We start from the raw sequence: 17,423 nt of genomic DNA on the forward strand, positions 1-17,423 counted from the left end.
AAGGGCCTGGGCGTTCAATCGCTTCAGGCCCTTCGCCGTTGCTGCATTGAGGACATGACCATGGCCGACCCATTGGACAAAGCGACCTCCAAGGCTCCTGCCACGTTGGGCGAGGGGTGTTTGAGTCGTTACGACCCGGATGACATGAACCCAGAAGATGGGACAGAGTTTCCCGGTGCCGCCGAGTTGTGGGAACAGTTGCAGCAAGAACCCGACGACAAACCTACGCCTGCTTGAACTTCATCAACTTCTTCAGCAGCGGCCGCCCGAGCATCAGCAAAAACACCGGGCCACCCACCAGCAAATAGAAGTAATAGGTTACCGCCCGCCAGATCAGAATCGCCGCCGCCGCGGTGGATTTTCCCACCATCGGTGCCAGCAGCGCCGCCGAGGTCAACTCTGCCGCCCCGGCACCGCCCGGCAACAGGCTGAATTGCCCCGCGCTTAGTGAGAGCATCTGGATCAGAAAGCTCCACGCCCACTGCAAATCCGCCCCGAGCCCACGCAACGCCAGATACAGCACGCTATAGCGCAAGATCCAATGCAGGCACGTCAGGGCAAACACCGTGATGAGTGTCTGAAAGGGCAGCTTCAATGTGTCCGTGAACGCTGCCAGAAAGTGCAGGAGTTTTCGCGCCCAGCGCAGGCGCGTGGTGGTTTTGACATTCAGGCGAGCGAGCAACCGACCGCTCAGGCGAATCAGTATTCGATGGTAGCGGGCGACCACCACGCAACTGACTAACCCGCCGAACATCGAAATGGCGCTCACGGTCAGCAGCCATTCCATGCGTTGGCTGAGGTGCTGGAACAATGCATAAATCAGGATCCCGCTCAGCGCACACAGAAAAAACAGCAAATCGCTCAGCTGATCCATGGCGAACACGGCGCTGCCCCTGGCCGGACGCACGCCATTGCGCGCCAACAACGCCATGATCGTCAGTGGGCCGCCACTGCCGCCCGGTGTTGCGCAATAGGCGAACTCGGCGGCCATCACCACTCCGAGACTTTTCAGCGGGCCCACCTTGTCGCGCTGATCCCCTAACAACAGGCGCAAGCGCATGGTGTTCAGCACCCAGCACAGCAGGATCATGCCGAACATGATCAGCAACCATGTCAGCGGAAAGCTTCGCAGCCGATACCAGGTTTCGTTACCGCCCAGCAGCGACGGAATCAGCACCGCAGCGAGCAGCGCGACGAGCAGCAGAATCCCGCGACTCATGCGGCGCGGCCGATACGGTCGCTTTGCAGCGCCAGCCAGCGTGCCTTGGTCATCGGCACACGTCCCTCGTCGAGCAAGCGCTTGAGGGTTTGCAGCCAGTAAGTGCGCGAGAACTCGTGGCGCATATCGACCGGGTGCAAGCCAAGACGAATCACCGGTGCTTGCTGCCAGCGTTGTTCGCGTTGATCACTGACAAGCCTCGACAACCCACGGCGCCAGGCACTGCGCGCACTCCAGACCAACCCTGGCGCAACAACGGCGGTAAAGTCCGGCAGACGATACAGATGCTGCGAATCGCTGGTGTAACTCAGGGGCAACTGGCGCAAGGCCTGGCGCGTCCCTTCGCTCATCAACCAGGCCGGGGCGACGAAGCCCTCCAGCGGCCACTGATAACGGTGGAATATTTCGATGCCGGCGCGCAGGCGGGCGAGGGCGGCTGCTTGAGACAGGCCATAAAACTCGCCTTCGTGGGTGTAAATCCGGCGCATGAACCAGTCTCGTGGCGTAGTGGGAGTGGGCGCTTCATCGCAATGAAAGTAACCGTGCAATGCCAGTTCGTCACCTCGGGCGATTCGACTGTCGAGCAAGCGTCGAAATCCCGGATGCTCCTCCAGATCGTTGTGCTTGTGGAAGTTCGGCACCACCAACCAGGTCATCGGCACCTCGCCCAAGGCGTCGACGGCTTCGACAAAGGGTTGATAATCGGCCCAGGTTTGCGGTGCGACGTCGTGCAGCACGAGTAACAGGCTGGGCGGGTTCATGGGCTCAACCATTGGCCGTCAGCGGCCAGTGGCTGTCGAGCACGGCGTGATAGTGCCCCAGCAGGCTGTTGACCACCGTGTCCCAGGAGTAATGCCGCTCGACATGGCTGCGGGCCTGTTTGCCTAAAACCACGCTGCCCGAACTGAACAGCTCGCGGACCGTGTTGGCCATCGCCAATGGATTGTTCGGCGGGCAGAGCCGGCCGCATTGATCGGTGATGATTTCCTGAAAGGCCCCGGCCGCCACGGCCACCACCGGAATGCCACTGGCCATGGCCTCAAGAACCACCAGGCCGAATGTTTCCTGATCGCCGGCGTGCAGCAGCGCATCGGCGCTGGCCATCAATCGCGCCACGTGTGCCGCCGTACAGAATTCACCGATCACGGTAACGTTGTCGGGTACCACGGCCGGCATCGACGAACCTACCAGCAGCAGGTGATAACGTCGGCCCAGGCATTTCATGCAGTCGAGCAGCACCGGCAGGTTTTTTTCCTTGGAACCGCGCCCGGCGAAGATCAGCAAATGAGTGTTTTCATCAATGCCCAATTCGGCCCGCAGGCCTGTGTCTCGTGCGGTGGGATTGAAGGTTTGCAAATCGACACCCAGCGGTTGCACGAAAACGTTCTTCACCCCCAGCCCAATCAGTTTGTCGGCCATGACCTGGCTGGGCGCCAGAACCCGATCGAAGTTGCCATAGAGCTTGCTGACATAGGCTTCGACGTTGGTGGTGACCCAGTTGCCCATGCGATTGCTGACCAGCAGCGGCAGGTCCGAATGATAAAAGCCGATCACCGGGACATCGAGTTGCCGCCGGGCGTCGAGGGCCGCCCATGCGGTGAGGTAGGGGTCGCCGACCTCGATCAGGTCGGGCTGTAAATCCTGCAGAACATTGCGCCATGGCGCGAGACGGAGGGGGAAGCGATAACCCTTGCCGAAGGGCAGGGCGGGGGCCGGAACCGTGTAAACGCCATCCTGTTCACTCAAGTAAGCCCCAGGGATCAACAGACTGTGGCGAATGCCCGGCTTGATGCTCAGGCGACGGTGCTTTGCATCCAGATAAGTGCGCACGCCACCGCTGGCAGGGGCGTAGAACATGGTTATGTCAGCGATATGCACGATGAACATCCCTCCGGTCCGTTGTTCTCCCTAGGTTGACCTTTATGAAGGATAGATGTTCGGTTGGGGTTTTGTGGCGGGGCGTCGATCGCGCGCCCTCACCCTAACCCTCTCCCAGAGGTAGAGGGGACTGACCGAGGTGTTCTTGGAGCTACATCGACCTGAAAGTCCGAGTCGAACTCAGGTTTTGATAAGCATGCGATCGGCTCCCTTTCCCCTCTCCCCACTGGGGAGAGGGATGGGCGGGCGGCGTTCCGATGAGGGGTGGATTTTGAAGTTTAAATACGGAAACTGCCCACCAACTGCTTCAACCGCGCCGCCTGCTGCTCAAGATCCGAGCACGCCCGCAATGTCGACTGCAGGTTTTCCACCCCTTCCTGATTCAGTGTGTTGATCTCGGTAATGTCGACGTTGATCGACTCCACCACCGCCGTCTGTTCCTCGGTTGCCGTCGCCACTGACTGGTTCATCCCGTCAATCTCGCCAATACGCAACGTCACGCTGTTCAAACGCTCGCCGGCCAGGTTGGCGATTTCGACGCTGTCCTGGCTGTGGCGCTGGCTGTCGCTCATGGTGCTGACGGATTCGCGAGCGCCGATTTGCAGCTCCTCGATCATGGTCTGCACCTGTTGCGCCGATTCCTGAGTGCGGTGCGCCAGGTTGCGCACTTCGTCGGCCACCACGGCAAAGCCACGTCCGGCTTCACCGGCGCGCGCCGCTTCGATGGCCGCGTTGAGCGCCAGCAAGTTGGTCTGCTGGGAGATGCTGGTGATCACTTCGAGAATCTGCCCGATGTTCACGGTTTTGCTGTTCAGCGATTCGATGTTGGTGCTCGAGGCGCTGAGCATGCTCGACAGTTGATTCATCGCGACAATGCTGCGGTCCACCACTTGCTGACCATCTTCGGCCAGGCTGCGGGCATCGCTGGCCTGACTCGATGCTTGCGCTGCGTTACGGGCGATTTCCTGAGCGGCGGCGCCGAGCTGGTTGATCGCCGCGGCCACGCTGCTGGTGCGCGAAGCCTGTTGGTCGGAGTTGAACATCGACGAGTTCGAGGCGGCCACGACACGCAGGGCCACTTCGTTGACTTGCCCGGTGGCCGACGACACTTCGCGGATCGAACCGTGAATACGTTCCACGAAGCGGTTGAACGCGGTACCGAGGACACCGAATTCATCGTTGTTCACGATGGTCAGGCGTTTGGTCAGGTCGCCTTCGCCGTCGGCGATGTCTGCCATGGCGCGGGTCATGACGTGCAGCGGCTGGATCAGGATGCGGATCAGCATGCCCAGCAGGGCGATGATGATGGCCACGGCAATGACCGTCGCAACGAGCGCCGACGCGCGGAATTCGCTGAGCTTGGAGAAGGCTTTGTCCTTATCCACCGACAGACCGATGTACCAATTGACTGAGGACAGCCCTTTGATCGGTGTAAAGGTCACGATGCGAGTCTTGCCGTCGACGTCTACTTCACTGAAGTCGCTGCTGATGCGCGGGGTGTTTTTCGGGTACGCCTCGCTCAGGGACTTCATCACCAGCGCTTTGTCCGGGTGGACCAGGATTTTGCCATCGGCACCGACCAGGAACGCATAGCCCATGCCGTCGAAGTCCAGTGCGTTGAGGCTGTCGGTGATCACCTGCAAGCTCAAGTCACCACCCACCACGCCGATGTTTTGACCGTCCTTGAGTACGCTATTAACGATGGAAATCACCAACTGGCCAGAAGCCAGGTCGATGTAGGGTTCGGTCAGGGCAGAGCCGCTGGTGCTTTGCGCGCTCTTGTACCAAGGGCGGGCACGAGGGTCATAGCCGTCGGGCATCTTGCTGTCCGGGCGGATGATGAAGGTGCCATCTTTGTTGCCCAGGTAGGCGCCCATAAAGGTCGACGACACAGCCTTCTGTTCCAGCAGGTTGGAGACATTGGCTGTATCTGCGTTCAAGGCAACGGTTTGCGACAGGTTTTCGATCAGCAGGCTGCGGCCGGCCAGCCAGGTTTGAATGTTTTTCGCGGTGACGCTGCCCATTTCCTGCAAGTAGTTGTCCAGATCGCGGCGTATCGCATTGCGCTGCAAATAGTCGTTGTACAGCGTGAACGAGGCGAAGGCGGCAATGACGACGAGGGCGGCGGCAAGCAGGATTTTATGGCTGAAGCGCAGATTTTTGTTCATGGCTCGGGGGGTCCGCTAAGGTCTTATTGTTCGGGGCGCGTTGCTGCTAATGCGCGCAAAATGGGTGCGCAATGGAGCGAGTCGGTAATTCCTGCTCTCCATAGGGGAATGTCGGACCTTGCTTTCAATTGGGTCTCTCGCTTATTTCTATCGGCCGTGAAGGATCAAAGATTAACCATGGGTGACAAAATGCCTGACTCATTACAACTCGTTATCGGTGCCGACCTCGCCGGGCAGCCCATTGCCCAGGCCATGCGTCTGGCGAACCGTCATGGTTTGGTCGCGGGCGCTACCGGGACGGGCAAAACCGTCACCTTGCAACGGATGGCCGAAGCATTCAGCGATGCCGGCGTGGCGGTGTTTGCCGCGGATATAAAGGGTGACCTGTGTGGTCTGGGCGCCGCCGGCAACCCTCAAGGCAAAGTCGCCGAGCGGATCGCCGGGATGCCCTGGCTGAACCACACGCCTCAAGCGTATCCGGTAACCCTGTGGGACATTCACGGTCAGTCCGGTCATCCGTTGCGCACAACCTTGAGCGAAATGGGGCCGTTATTGATTGGCAGCCTGCTGGAGCTGACCGACAGTCAGCAGTCGGCGCTGTACGCCGCGTTCAAGGTGGCGGACCGAGAAGGGCTGTTGTTGCTGGACCTCAAGGACCTGAAGGCACTGCTCAATCACCTGCGTGACAACCCCGAATTGCTCGGCGACGACGCCGCGCTGCTGACCACCGGTTCCAGTCAGGCGCTGTTGCGACGTCTGGCGACCCTGGAACAGCAGGGCGCCGAAGCGCTGTTCGGTGAGCCGGCGCTGCAACTCGAAGACATTCTGCAGCCGACCGCCGAGGGCCGCGGGCGCATTCACTTGCTCGATGCCAGCCGCCTGGTGCACGAAGCGCCGAAGGTCTACGCGACGTTCCTGTTGTGGCTGCTGGCCGAACTGTTCGAGCAATTGCCAGAGCGCGGCGATTCGGACAAACCGCTGCTGGCGCTGTTTTTCGACGAAGCGCATTTATTGTTCGCCGGTACGCCAAAGGCTTTGCAGGATCGTCTTGAGCAAGTGGTGCGGTTGATTCGCTCGAAAGGCGTTGGCGTATATTTCGTCACCCAATCGCCGGGCGACCTGCCGGATGACGTGCTGGCTCAGCTCGGTCTGCGCATTCAGCATGGCTTGCGCGCGTTCACCGCCAAGGAGCAGAAATCCCTGCGCGCGGTGGCCGAAGGCTTCCGGCCGAACCCGGCGTTCGATGCCTTGTCGGTGCTGACCGAGCTTGGTATTGGCGAGGCGCTGGTCGGCACGTTGCAGGACAAGGGCACACCGGAGATCGTCCAGCGCGTATTAGTCGCACCACCGCAGTCGCGGATCGGGCCGTTGAGCGAGACTGAACGCACAGTGCTGATCGCGGGGTCTCCATTCAAGGGGCGGTATGACAAACCCGTTGATCGCGAATCGGCTTATGAAGTGTTGATGGGGCGCAAAGGGTTGGCGCCAGAGCCTGACGCTGCTGCGGGCAAACCGGCAGCCGAAGAGCCAAGCTTCACCGACAAGGCCGGGGAGTTCCTCGGCACCGCGGCGGGGCAGGCACTGAAATCAGCGATGCGCCAGGCGGCCAATCAATTGGGCCGACAGTTGGTACGCGGCTTGATGGGCTCGCTGCTCGGCGGCAGCAAGCGCCGCTAAAAGCAAAAGATCGCAGCCTGCGGCAGCTCCTACGTAGGAGCTGCCGAAGGCTGCGATCTTTTGATCTTGCCGTTAAACCTTCGGTTTAGCGTGAGCCGCCAGCCGTTCCAGCGCCGCCCGCAGATTCGGATCGCTGATCCCGTCGGCTGTGGCCTGAATGGTCGCGCCTGCATCGGTCGACAAGCTGATGGTATGGCCAGCCGCCCCTTGCTGAACCGTGGGCGGCTGAACCTTGAACAGAATCCGCGTCAGACTGGCGAACTCGTCGAACATCTGTAATTGCCGTTGCAGACGCTTTTGCTGATAACGCAGGCGGGTTGCCCAATGACCGTCGGTCACTATCAGCAACAAACTGCCTTCGCGCCACGACGCCACATGGCAATGCTCGCGGGCGGCGGGCTGCAATTGGCTTTCCAGCAGACGTTGTAAATGACCCAGGCGTTGAGCGTGGCCGAAGATGGCTTTCAGCGGTTTGGCTTCGCGAAGCAGGACGGCGGGTGCTCTGGCCGTAAGAGGGCGAAATGCCATGATCAGACACCTGAAGTAACAGAGCCGCCATGGTAGCAGAAAGCACCGGATGCACCCGAGCCATTGCTTTGCGAGCGCTTTACCCATTAAATCAACAAGTAACTTCTGCCGTGAATGGCTTGAAGTTCAGCCAAAAGCCCTTATTTTAAGTGAGCCCCGTCACAACGCTGTGCCAGCATCGTGGAACAACGCCACTTTCCTCACCATCGTTTCCGGGTAGAATGCTCGTTCGCATGCGGCCATGAGGGCTGCTCGGGCGACTCACGGGGCCGCCCTCCATCCCTTTAGTGTGGAAGATCCTGCCGATATGTTTGCGCCTTTGTTAAAGAAACTTTTTGGAAGCAAGAACGAGCGTGAAGTCAAACGCATGCTCAAGACGGTGCAACTCGTCAATGCCTTCGAAGAGCAAATGGTGGCCCTTTCGGACGATCAATTGCGTGCCAAGACAGACGAGTTCAAGGCCCGCATCGCCAAAGGGGAAACCCTAGACAAGCTGCTGCCAGAAGCCTTTGCGGTCGCCCGCGAAGCCGGCAAGCGCGTCATGGGTATGCGCCACTTCGACGTCCAGCTGATCGGCGGCATGACCTTGCATGAAGGCCAGATCGCGGAAATGCGTACCGGTGAAGGCAAGACCCTGGTGGCAACACTGGGCGTTTACCTCAACGCACTGTCCGGCAAGGGCGTGCACGTTGTGACGGTGAACGACTACCTGGCCCGTCGTGACGCCAACTGGATGCGTCCGCTCTACGAATTCCTCGGAATGTCGGTCGGTGTTGTCACGCCGTTCCAGCCGCCGGAAGAGAAACGTCTGGCTTACGCTGCCGACATTACCTACGGCACCAACAACGAATTCGGTTTCGACTACCTGCGCGACAACATGGCGTTCAGCATGGAAGAAAAATTCCAGCGCGAACTCAATTTTGCCGTGATCGACGAAGTCGACTCCATCCTCATCGACGAAGCCCGTACCCCGCTGATCATTTCCGGTCAGGCCGAGGACAGCTCCAAGCTGTACATCGAGATCAACAAACTGATCCCGCAGCTTGAGTTGCACATCGAAGAAGTGGAAGGCGAAGTCACCAAGGCCGGCCACTACACCGTCGACGAGAAGACCCGTCAGGTCGAGCTCAACGAAGCCGGTCACCAGTTCATCGAAGACATGCTGACCCGCATTGGCCTGCTGGCTGAAGGCGAGAGCCTGTACTCGGCGCACAACCTCGGTCTGCTGACCCACGTTTATGCCGGTCTGCGCGCTCATAAACTGTTCAATCGCAACATCGAATACATCGTGCAGGATGGCCAGGTCGTTCTGGTCGACGAACACACCGGTCGTACCATGCCGGGTCGCCGTCTGTCCGAAGGCCTGCACCAGGCTATCGAAGCCAAGGAAAACCTGAACATTCAGGCCGAAAGCCAGACCCTGGCCTCGACCACGTTCCAGAACTACTTCCGTCTGTACAACAAGCTGTCCGGGATGACCGGTACCGCCGACACCGAAGCGTTCGAATTCCACCAGATCTACGGTCTGTCGGTGATGGTTATCCCGCCGAACAAACCGCTGGCGCGTAAAGATTACAACGACCTGGTGTTCCTGACCGCCGAAGAGAAATACGCGGCGATCATCAATGACATCAAGGAATGCATGACCCAGGGCCGTCCGGTGCTGGTGGGTACTGCAACCATCGAAACTTCCGAGCACATGTCTGCGCTGCTGCAGAAGGAAGGCATCGAACACAAGGTTCTGAACGCCAAGTTCCACGAAAAAGAAGCCGAGATCATTGCCCAGGCCGGTCGCCCAGGCGCACTGACCATCGCCACCAACATGGCCGGTCGTGGTACCGACATCCTGTTGGGCGGTAACTGGGAAGTGGAAGTGGCAACCCTGGAAGACCCGACTCCTGAGCAGATTGCCCAGATCAAGGCCGACTGGCAGAAACGTCACCAGCAAGTGCTCGAGTCGGGCGGTTTGCAGGTGATCGCTTCCGAGCGTCACGAATCGCGCCGTATCGACAACCAGCTGCGTGGTCGTGCCGGTCGTCAGGGTGACGCTGGTTCCAGCCGTTTCTACCTGTCGCTGGAAGACAGCCTGATGCGCATCTTCGCCTCTGATCGGGTGAAGAACTTCATGAAGGCCCTGGGCATGCAGCCTGGCGAGGCGATCGAGCACCGCATGGTGACCAACGCCATCGAGAAGGCTCAGCGCAAGGTTGAAGGCCGCAACTTCGACATTCGTAAGCAACTGCTCGAGTTCGACGACGTCAACAACGAACAACGTAAAGTGATCTATCACATGCGTAACAGTTTGTTGGCCGCCGACAACATCGGTGAAACCATCGCCGACTTCCGTCAGGACGTGCTCAACGCAACCGTCAGCGCCCACATTCCACCGCAATCGCTGCCTGAGCAGTGGGACGTGGCCGGTCTGGAAGCGGCGTTGCAGAGCGACTTCGGCGTGGCGCTGCCGATCCAGAAATGGCTCGACGAAGACGATCACCTGTACGAAGAAACCCTGCGCGAGAAGCTCATGGCCGAGCTGCTGGCCGCGTACAACGAGAAAGAAGAGCAGGCGAGCGCCGAAGCGCTGCGCACCTTCGAGAAGCAAATCGTTCTGCGTGTGCTCGACGACCTGTGGAAAGACCACTTGTCGACCATGGATCACCTGCGTCATGGCATCCACTTGCGTGGTTATGCGCAGAAGAACCCGAAGCAAGAGTACAAGCGCGAGTCCTTCACGCTGTTCTCCGAGCTGCTGGATTCGATCAAGCGCGACTCGATCCGTGTGCTGTCCCACGTTCAGGTTCGCCGCGAAGATCCGATCGAAGAAGAACAACGCCTGCGTCAGGAAGCCGAAGCACTGGCTGCACGCATGCAGTTCCAGCACGACGAAGCACCGGGGCTTGAGCAACCGGAACTGCTGGGTGAAGAGGTCGATGTCGCCCTTGCCATCGCTCCGGTACGCAACGAACAGAAGCTGGGCCGCAACGAACTTTGCTATTGCGGCTCGGGCAAGAAGTTCAAGCATTGCCACGGGCAGATTCAGTAAAACCCGTTTCATACGCTGAAATACCCGCGCCGCGACCGGCTTATGCCGTCGCGGCGTTTTGCCATTTAAACCACCGTTCTTCCTGAAAACGGTGCTGACATCATCTATTAAGGAGCGCATTCATGGCTGTTGGTCTTGGTCCTTTGCCAACGTTGCACCCGGTTGCCGGTTTTGAACTCGGTATCGCCTCGGCTGGCATCAAGCGCCCGGGGCGCAAGGATGTTGTGGTCATGCGCTGTGCCGAAGGCTCCACGGTCGCTGGCGTGTTCACCCTGAACGCTTTTTGCGCGGCTCCCGTGATCCTGGCCAAGCAGCGTGTGCAAGGTCCGGTGCGTTACCTGTTGACCAATACCGGCAATGCCAATGCCGGCACTGGCGAACCAGGCCTTGCCGCCGCCGAGCGCACCTGCGCCAAGCTGGCTGAGCTGACCGGCGTCGACGCCAGCCTGGTGCTGCCGTACTCCACCGGTGTGATCGGCGAGCCGCTGCCGGTCGAGAAAATCGAAGGGGCTCTGCAAGCCGCCCTCGACGACCTGTCGGTCAACAACTGGGAAGCTGCCGCCACCGGCATCATGACCACCGACACCCTGCCCAAAGGTGCCAGCCGCCAGTTCCAGCATGACGGTGTGACCATCACCGTCACCGGTATCAGCAAAGGCGCGGGCATGATCCGCCCGAACATGGCGACCATGCTCGGCTACATCGCCACCGACGCCAAAGTCTCCCGCGACGTGCTGCAAAACCTGCTGCTGGACGGTGCCAACAAGTCGTTCAACCGCATCACCATTGACGGCGACACCTCGACCAACGACTGCTGCATGCTGATCGCCACCGGTCAGGCTGCACTGCCGGAAATCACCCGCGCCGAAGGCGAGTTGTTCGCCAAGTTGAAGCAAGCGGTGTTTGAAGTGTGCATGGACGTGGCTCAGGCCATCGTTCGTGACGGCGAAGGCGCGACCAAGTTCGTGACCGTTGAAGTCAACGGCGGCGGCAATCACCAGGAGTGCCTGGACGTCGGTTACACCGTGGCTCACTCGCCGCTGATCAAGACCGCACTGTTCGCCTCCGACCCGAACTGGGGCCGCATTCTGGCCGCCGTCGGCCGTGCCGGCGTACCGAATCTGGACGTGAGCAAGATCGACGTGTTCCTCGGTGAAGTGTGCATCGCCAGCCGTGGCGCTCGCGCATCGACCTACACCGAAGCTCAGGGCGCGGCCGTGATGCAGCAGGAAGAAATTACGATCCGTATCGAGCTGGGTCGCGGTGATTGCAGCGAAACCATCTGGACCACCGACCTGTCCCACGAATACGTGAAAATCAACGCCGAATACCGCACGTAACCACCTGCTAGACCGAGTCGCTCCATTCGCGAGCAAGTCGAATCGTCGCACCGCCGCTCCCACATTTGATCGCATTTCTACTGGAAGGACTCGGTCAAATGTGGGAGCGGGCTTGCTCGCGAAAGCGGACTTCCAGACACTAAAGATTCTGGCCTGTATCCCTCATCAAAAGGTCCCGAACATGAGCTTGCACCTGATCATCGGCGACAAACTGATTTCCTCCTGGTCCCTGCGCGGCGCGTTGGCTCTCGACCTGGCCGGCGTTCCTTACACCGAAGAACTGATCAAGCTGAACCAGCCGGATACGCGTGAGCGTCTGCTCAAGCACTCGCCGACCGGCAAAGTCCCGCTGTTGAAAACCGAACACGGCACCATCGCCGACTCGCTGGCGATTGCCGAGTATCTGGCAGAGCAGTTCCCCGACGCCGGCCTCTGGCCCAAAGACACCGCCGCCCGCGCCCAGGCGCGTTCGGCCTGCGCGCAGATGCACAGCGGTTTCTTCGCCATGCGCGGCAACATGCCGTTCGACCTGAGCCACGACGCCGCGCTGTCGCCAGCACCGGCTGACGTCCAGGCCGACATCGAGCGGATGTTGGCGTTGTGGGCTGAGTGCCGCGCTGCCGCCACCGAAACCGGTCCGTTCCTGTTCGGCGGCGCGACCCTGGCCGATGCTTTCTTCGCACCGATCGCCGTGCGCCTGCGCACCTATCAGGTGAGGCTGCCCGCAGCGGACGCGGCCTACGTCGAAACCATCTACCAATGGCCAGCCTTCAAGGCGTGGCAGAAGGCAGGTCTGGAGGAAGTAGAACGGTGAAAAGAGTCCACGTAGCCGCAGCTGTTATCCGTGATGGCAGTGGCAAAATCCTCATTGCCCGCCGTGCCGACACCCAGCATCAGGGTGGCCTGTGGGAATTCCCCGGTGGCAAGGTCGAGGCCGACGAATCCGTCGAAACCGCCCTGGCCCGCGAGCTCCTTGAAGAGTTGGGCATCGTGGTCAACGCGGCTCGCCCGCTGATCAAGGTCCGGCACGATTACCCGGACAAGCAAGTGTTGCTGGACGTTTGGGAAGTGTCGGCCTTTACCGGCGAACCGCACGGCGCCGAAGGCCAGCCGTTGGAATGGGTCGCGCCCCGCGATCTGCTGAACTACGAGTTTCCGGCGGCCAACCAGCCGATCGTTGCGGCTGCACGGTTACCGGCGCAGTACCTGATTACCCCGGAAGATCTGGAAACCCCGGCCTTGCTGCGGGGTATCCAGAAAGCCATTGCCGGCGGCATCAAGCTGATCCAGTTGCGGGCACCCAACGGCTACGATCCGAAGTACCGCGATCTGGCGGTGGATGCGGCGGGGCTGTGTGCGGGCAAGGCGCAGTTGATGATCAAGGGGCCGTTCGAGTGGCTGGGAGATTTCCCGTCCGCCGGTTGGCACATCACCTCCGCGCAACTGCGCAAGCACGCAGCGGCTGGCCGCCCGTTACCGGCGTCGCGCTGGCTGGCGGCGTCCTGCCATAACGCTGAAGAGCTGGCGTTGGCCGAGCAGATGGGTGTGGATTTTGTGACCCTGTCACCGGTGCAGCCGACCCTGACTCATCCGGGGGCTCAGCCGCTGGGTTGGGAGCAGGCTTGCGCGTTGATCGAAGGTTTCAGCAAACCCGTGTTCTTGCTCGGTGGTGTTGGCCCGGCGGATCTTCAGAAAGCCTGGGAAGCAGGCGCGCAGGGTGCGGCGGGGATCCGGGCGTTTTGGCCTCAGGCCTGATTCTGCGGTGAAGCCGCTGGCCCCTTCGCGAGCAAGCCCGCTCCCACAGTGGATCGCGTTCCTTCTGGAAGAACTCGGTCAACTGTGGGAGCGGGCTTGCTCGCGAAAGCGGCCTGACAGCCGCCGATTAAACCTCTGGTTTGGTCGCCGGCTGCCAAAGTATCTCGGCAATCCCCTGCCGCTTGGCAATTAACCGCGCCACTACAAACAACAAGTCCGACAACCGATTGATGTACGCCAACCCAACCCCGGCCAACGGTTCGACGGCGTTCAAATGCTGACACCGTCGCTCGGCACTGCGTGCCAGGCATCTGCACACATGGGCCTGGGCAATCAACGCCGAACCACCCGGCAGAATGAAATTCTCCAGCGGCCCCAGCTCTTCATTCCACACATCGATCGCCGCCTCCAGACGTTCGACTTCTGCCGTGTTCAGTGCCTGATACACCGGCATCGCCAACTCGCCACCCAAGTCGAACAACCGATGTTGGCAAGGCGCCAAAACCTCGATCACTTCGTTCAACCCCGGATACTCGCCACTTTCCGCCGCCAACCCGGCCAATAGCACACCCACCTGACTGTTCAGCGTATCGACCTCGCCAATGGCTTCGATCCGCGGATGGTCCTTGGGCACGCGGCGGCCGTCGCCCAGCCCGGTTTCGCCTTTGTCGCCGGTGCGGGTGTAAATCTTCGACAAGCGAAAGCCCATGGTTACCTCGATAGCTGATTGAGTTCTTGAGAGACGAGCGGGGTGCCCGCCAAGGGCAGGCGCAAGGTGAAACACGTGCCTTGGCCCAGGGTCGATTGCACTTCCATCTGACCCTTGTGGTTGTTGGTAATGATGAAATACGAGACCGACAGGCCAAGGCCGGTGCCCTGACCGATTTCCTTGGTGGTGAAGAACGGCTCGAAGGTGCGTTTGCGCACGCTCTCGCTCATGCCGATGCCGTTGTCCTCCACCTGGATTTCCGCCCAGGGCGGATTCAGTTTGGTGCGCAGAATGATCCGTCCCGGCTCGCGGTCGTCTTCGCGTTGGTGAATCGCCTGAGCGGCGTTTTTCAGCAGATTGAGCAGCACTTGCTCCAGTTCGTTCGCGGTCCCGGGCACCGGGCCCAACGCTGGATCGAACTGGCGAATGATCGCCTGGCCCTTGAAGTCGAAACCGATCGCCAGGTCGAAGTCGTTGCCGGCGATTTCCACCGCCTGATCGATCAGCGCCGGCAGGTCGCACGGGGCCATTTGCCGGGTACTGCGGCGACTGAAACTGAGCATGTGCGTGACAATCTTTGCCGCCCGGGCGCCAGCCTGTTGAATGCCGTCGAGCAACTGCGGCACTTCGCGCGCTTGCAGGTATTTGTTGACCGTATCCAGCGCGATCCCGGTTTGCTCGGCTTGTTCGAGATTCTTCGGCAGATCAGGCGAAAGGCGTCGGCGAATGTTCTGCACGTTGTGCAGGATCGCACCCAACGGGTTGTTGATCTCGTGGGCCATGCCCGCGGCGAGGCCACCGACCGAGAGCATTTTTTCCGACTGCACCATCATTTCCTCCAGCGACAGGCGTTGGGTGATGTCGTCGATCCGGATCACCACGCCACGCCCGGCACCGCCCATCAGCGGGTAGAACGTCAGCGCGTAGTGCTTGGGTTCTTCGTCCTTGAACCAGGTGACACGCTCGATCTTGGCCACCGTGTGCTGCTCGACGGTTTGCTTGAGTTGCGGCAGAAACGGCTTGAGCGGTTCGAAAGCGAGAAAAATCGGCTGGTTCAAGGCTTCGTCAAGGCGTGTACCGGAGAGGGCGCTGGCCTCCTGATTCCACTGCGTCACGTAGAGCTGTTCATCAAGGGCGATCAGCGCCGAGGGCATGGAGTCGATGATGCTGTTGAGGTAGTTCTGGAAACCGGTGAGCTTCTTCTCGATCTTGCTGCGCACCTGAACTTCGAGTTCCAGTTTGCGATTGGTGTGACGGGTTTCTTCGGCCAGGCCTTGAGCCTGGTCATACGCAGCCTGGGAATCGTCCCGGGCTCGTTTGAGTTGCTGCTCACGGGCCTCGATCCGCGAGAGCATGGTGTTGAACGCCTCGGCGAGGCTGCCGATTTCGTCATGGTTGCCGCGGGAGGCGCGCAGGGCATAGTTCTCTTCCCGGGTCACTTGCCGGGACAACTCTTCCAGCTGATGAATCGGCCGGGTAATCAGGCGTTTGATCTGCCGGGCGATCACCAGCCACAACAGCACGCTGAAGATCAGAATCCCGAGACTGGCGGTGAGGGTGCCGGTATAGAACGCCATCGGGAGTTCGCTGCTGGCCACCAGTAACAGGTGGCCGGGCGCGGTGCCGGGGCGGGGCAGGGTGATCACTTGGTTGCTGCGAAACTCGGTGGCCTGCCAGGATTCGATGTGCCGGTAGCGCTCCGGCAGGCTCAGATTTTCGCCATGCTGCAACTGCGCCAGACGCTCGCCCTTGCCGTTATAAAGGGCCGCCGCGCGCAGCGGTGAATAGCTGTTGAGTTCATTGAGCAGACGTTCGGCGCTTTGCGGTGACTGCAAGGCTTCGGACACCAGGCTGGGGTTGGACACCAGGCGGCCGATGGTCTGCAAGGCCTGAGGTGCCATGCTTTCCTGGGAGATATAGTACGCGGCGCTGATAAAGGTCAGGTTGGCGACCAACAGGACGGTGGTCAACAGCACCAGCAGGGCGGCCAGCAATTTCTGGCCGACCGGAAGGTTTTCAAGGCGCTGGCGCAATGGCATCAGGTTCATCGCTGAAAAGGAACAAGTGGCCAGCGTAGCCGCTGCTCAGTCGCTGGGCAATCCAAGGCTGTGCAGATGGGTGATCAACCTTTGCTCAAGTTGATTGAGGTGCGGCAGGTTCAACTGATGCCTCGCGGCGACTTTGCAGGCATGACCCAATAGATAGCTGATTTCGGTTCGGCGCTGGTTCGCGACGTCCTGGTACATCGAAGAGTAGTTGGCGGCGGTCGCGTGAATCACCCGTTCGACTTCCTGTTGAAGGTCCTCGGCCGCTGCTGGCTGACCGCACCGCTCAAGCAACTCGGTCAATTCGACGCAAAGGGTGGCGACTTCGCAGTGGTGTTCCTGTAAACCGCCATTACGGCAATCGTGCAGCACGGTCAGCGGATTGATCGCACAGTTGAGCGCCAGTTTTCGCCACAGCCGGGTCAGAATGTCGGTACTCCACTCGTGGGGAATACCGGCGGCGCTCACGTCATCCAGCCAGATCGGCGCCACGGGATGCCCGGCATCCCCCAGCCAGGTGTAACCGTGGCCAGCGAACACCACGCGCCAGTCGCCATCGCGAAAGGCACCTTCGGTGCTCGACGCACAAATGCAGCGAGCCTGCGGCACCTGCGTGGCGACGGCGTCCTGGCTGCCAAGACCGTTCTGCAACAGGATCAGCTCGGCGTCGGGGGCCAGGCGCGGTGCCAGTTGGGCCACGGCTTTCTCGGCATCGTAGGCTTTGCAGGCCACCAATAGGCGGTTGATTGGTTCACCGCTGTCGGGTGTCTCGGCGGGCACCGGATAGCACTGCGCTTTACCGTGTTCGACCAGCGTCAACCCACCCGTCGCCTCATACGCCTCTAAGCGTGCAGCGTCCCGCACGATCAGCTTGACCGGCACGCCGGCCCGCGCCAGTCGAGTGGCCCATAAGGTGCCAAGGCTGCCGGCGCCCAGAACATGCCAGGTGGTGGACATCAGCTTTTTGCTCTGTTTATCGCGCGCATGGGAGGCTCGCAGTGAATGATGGGAAAGACCCGTTATAATCAGCGCGGATTTTAACCGCAAGCCAGGCGTGCTCC

General features: G+C 60.5%; 14 protein-coding genes. 6 read left to right on the top strand and 8 right to left on the bottom strand.

Annotation, left to right across the window (positions count from 1 at the left end):
* Positions 1–60: 60 nt before the first annotated feature.
* Positions 61–237, top strand: a complete 177-nt coding sequence (locus tag KGB23_RS06075) for a hypothetical protein (RefSeq protein WP_223430301.1) — start codon at positions 61–63, stop codon at positions 235–237.
* On the opposite strand, the gene KGB23_RS06080 is transcribed toward KGB23_RS06075, so the two are convergent.
* The 4 genes from KGB23_RS06080 to KGB23_RS06095 all read right to left on the bottom strand — a co-directional run bounded on the left by KGB23_RS06080 (position 224) and on the right by KGB23_RS06095 (position 5,265).
* Positions 224–1,219, bottom strand: a complete 996-nt coding sequence (locus KGB23_RS06080) for a YbhN family protein (protein WP_223430302.1) — start codon at positions 1,217–1,219, stop codon at positions 224–226. The two genes, KGB23_RS06075 and KGB23_RS06080, sit on opposite strands and share 14 nt — an antisense overlap.
* Positions 1,216–1,992 carry a DUF2334 domain-containing protein gene (locus KGB23_RS06085; RefSeq protein WP_223430303.1) on the bottom strand — a complete coding sequence of 259 codons (777 nt, stop codon included), beginning with the start codon at positions 1,990–1,992 and terminating at the stop codon, positions 1,216–1,218. The genes KGB23_RS06080 and KGB23_RS06085 overlap by 4 nt, the downstream gene beginning before the upstream one ends.
* Positions 1,985–3,106 carry a glycosyltransferase family 4 protein gene (locus KGB23_RS06090; RefSeq protein ID WP_223430304.1) on the bottom strand — a complete coding sequence of 374 codons (1,122 nt, stop codon included), beginning with the start codon at positions 3,104–3,106 and terminating at the stop codon, positions 1,985–1,987. Before KGB23_RS06090 ends, KGB23_RS06085 begins: the two co-directional genes overlap by 8 nt.
* Positions 3,107–3,375: 269 nt before the next feature.
* Complete coding sequence (locus KGB23_RS06095) at positions 3,376–5,265, bottom strand: methyl-accepting chemotaxis protein (RefSeq protein ID WP_223430305.1); 1,890 nt, start codon at positions 5,263–5,265, stop codon at positions 3,376–3,378.
* 189 nt (positions 5,266–5,454) lie between these two features.
* Between KGB23_RS06095 and KGB23_RS06100 the strand changes: the two genes are divergently transcribed.
* The gene (locus tag KGB23_RS06100; RefSeq protein ID WP_223430306.1) at positions 5,455–6,942 is read left to right on the top strand and encodes a helicase HerA-like domain-containing protein; all 1,488 of its coding nucleotides are present in this window, start codon (positions 5,455–5,457) and stop codon (positions 6,940–6,942) included.
* A 72-nt stretch (positions 6,943–7,014) separates the two neighbouring features.
* On the opposite strand, the gene KGB23_RS06105 is transcribed toward KGB23_RS06100, so the two are convergent.
* On the bottom strand, positions 7,015–7,470 hold the full coding sequence (locus KGB23_RS06105; RefSeq protein WP_007945864.1) for a DUF721 domain-containing protein: 456 nt from the start codon (positions 7,468–7,470) through the stop codon (positions 7,015–7,017).
* 307 nt (positions 7,471–7,777) lie between these two features.
* Here KGB23_RS06105 and secA point away from each other — a divergent pair, with 307 nt between their 5' ends.
* The 4 genes from secA (at position 7,778) to KGB23_RS06125 (ending at position 13,608) form a co-directional block, all read left to right on the top strand.
* Positions 7,778–10,513 (top strand): preprotein translocase subunit SecA, encoded by a 2,736-nt coding sequence (gene secA / locus KGB23_RS06110; protein WP_223430307.1) that lies wholly within the window; start codon positions 7,778–7,780, stop codon positions 10,511–10,513.
* A gap of 122 nt (positions 10,514–10,635) precedes the next feature.
* Positions 10,636–11,853: a bifunctional glutamate N-acetyltransferase/amino-acid acetyltransferase ArgJ gene (gene argJ, locus KGB23_RS06115; protein WP_095132706.1), complete on the top strand. Its 1,218-nt coding sequence runs from the start codon at positions 10,636–10,638 to the stop codon at positions 11,851–11,853.
* Positions 11,854–12,034: 181 nt separating this feature from the next.
* On the top strand, positions 12,035–12,667 hold the full coding sequence (locus KGB23_RS06120) for a glutathione S-transferase family protein (protein ID WP_223430308.1): 633 nt from the start codon (positions 12,035–12,037) through the stop codon (positions 12,665–12,667).
* Positions 12,664–13,608, top strand: coding sequence for a Nudix family hydrolase (locus KGB23_RS06125; RefSeq protein WP_223430309.1), 945 nt, complete (start codon positions 12,664–12,666; stop codon positions 13,606–13,608). Before KGB23_RS06120 ends, KGB23_RS06125 begins: the two co-directional genes overlap by 4 nt.
* 127 nt (positions 13,609–13,735) lie before the next feature.
* Here KGB23_RS06125 and KGB23_RS06130 read toward each other — a convergent pair whose 3' ends face one another.
* The 3 genes from KGB23_RS06130 to KGB23_RS06140 are packed head-to-tail and all read right to left on the bottom strand — an operon-like array spanning position 13,736 to position 17,319.
* Positions 13,736–14,317, bottom strand: a complete 582-nt coding sequence (locus KGB23_RS06130) for a cob(I)yrinic acid a,c-diamide adenosyltransferase (RefSeq protein ID WP_223430310.1) — start codon at positions 14,315–14,317, stop codon at positions 13,736–13,738.
* Between the two features lie 2 nt (positions 14,318–14,319).
* Positions 14,320–16,356, bottom strand: a complete 2,037-nt coding sequence (locus KGB23_RS06135) for a sensor histidine kinase (protein WP_095132743.1) — start codon at positions 16,354–16,356, stop codon at positions 14,320–14,322.
* A gap of 45 nt (positions 16,357–16,401) precedes the next feature.
* Positions 16,402–17,319 (bottom strand): putative 2-dehydropantoate 2-reductase, encoded by a 918-nt coding sequence (locus tag KGB23_RS06140; RefSeq protein ID WP_223430311.1) that lies wholly within the window; start codon positions 17,317–17,319, stop codon positions 16,402–16,404.
* Between the last annotated feature and the right edge of the window lie 104 nt (positions 17,320–17,423).

The organism is Pseudomonas sp. GL-B-26 (assembly GCF_019947405.1).
In the GTDB taxonomy this organism is placed as follows: domain Bacteria; phylum Pseudomonadota; class Gammaproteobacteria; order Pseudomonadales; family Pseudomonadaceae; genus Aquipseudomonas.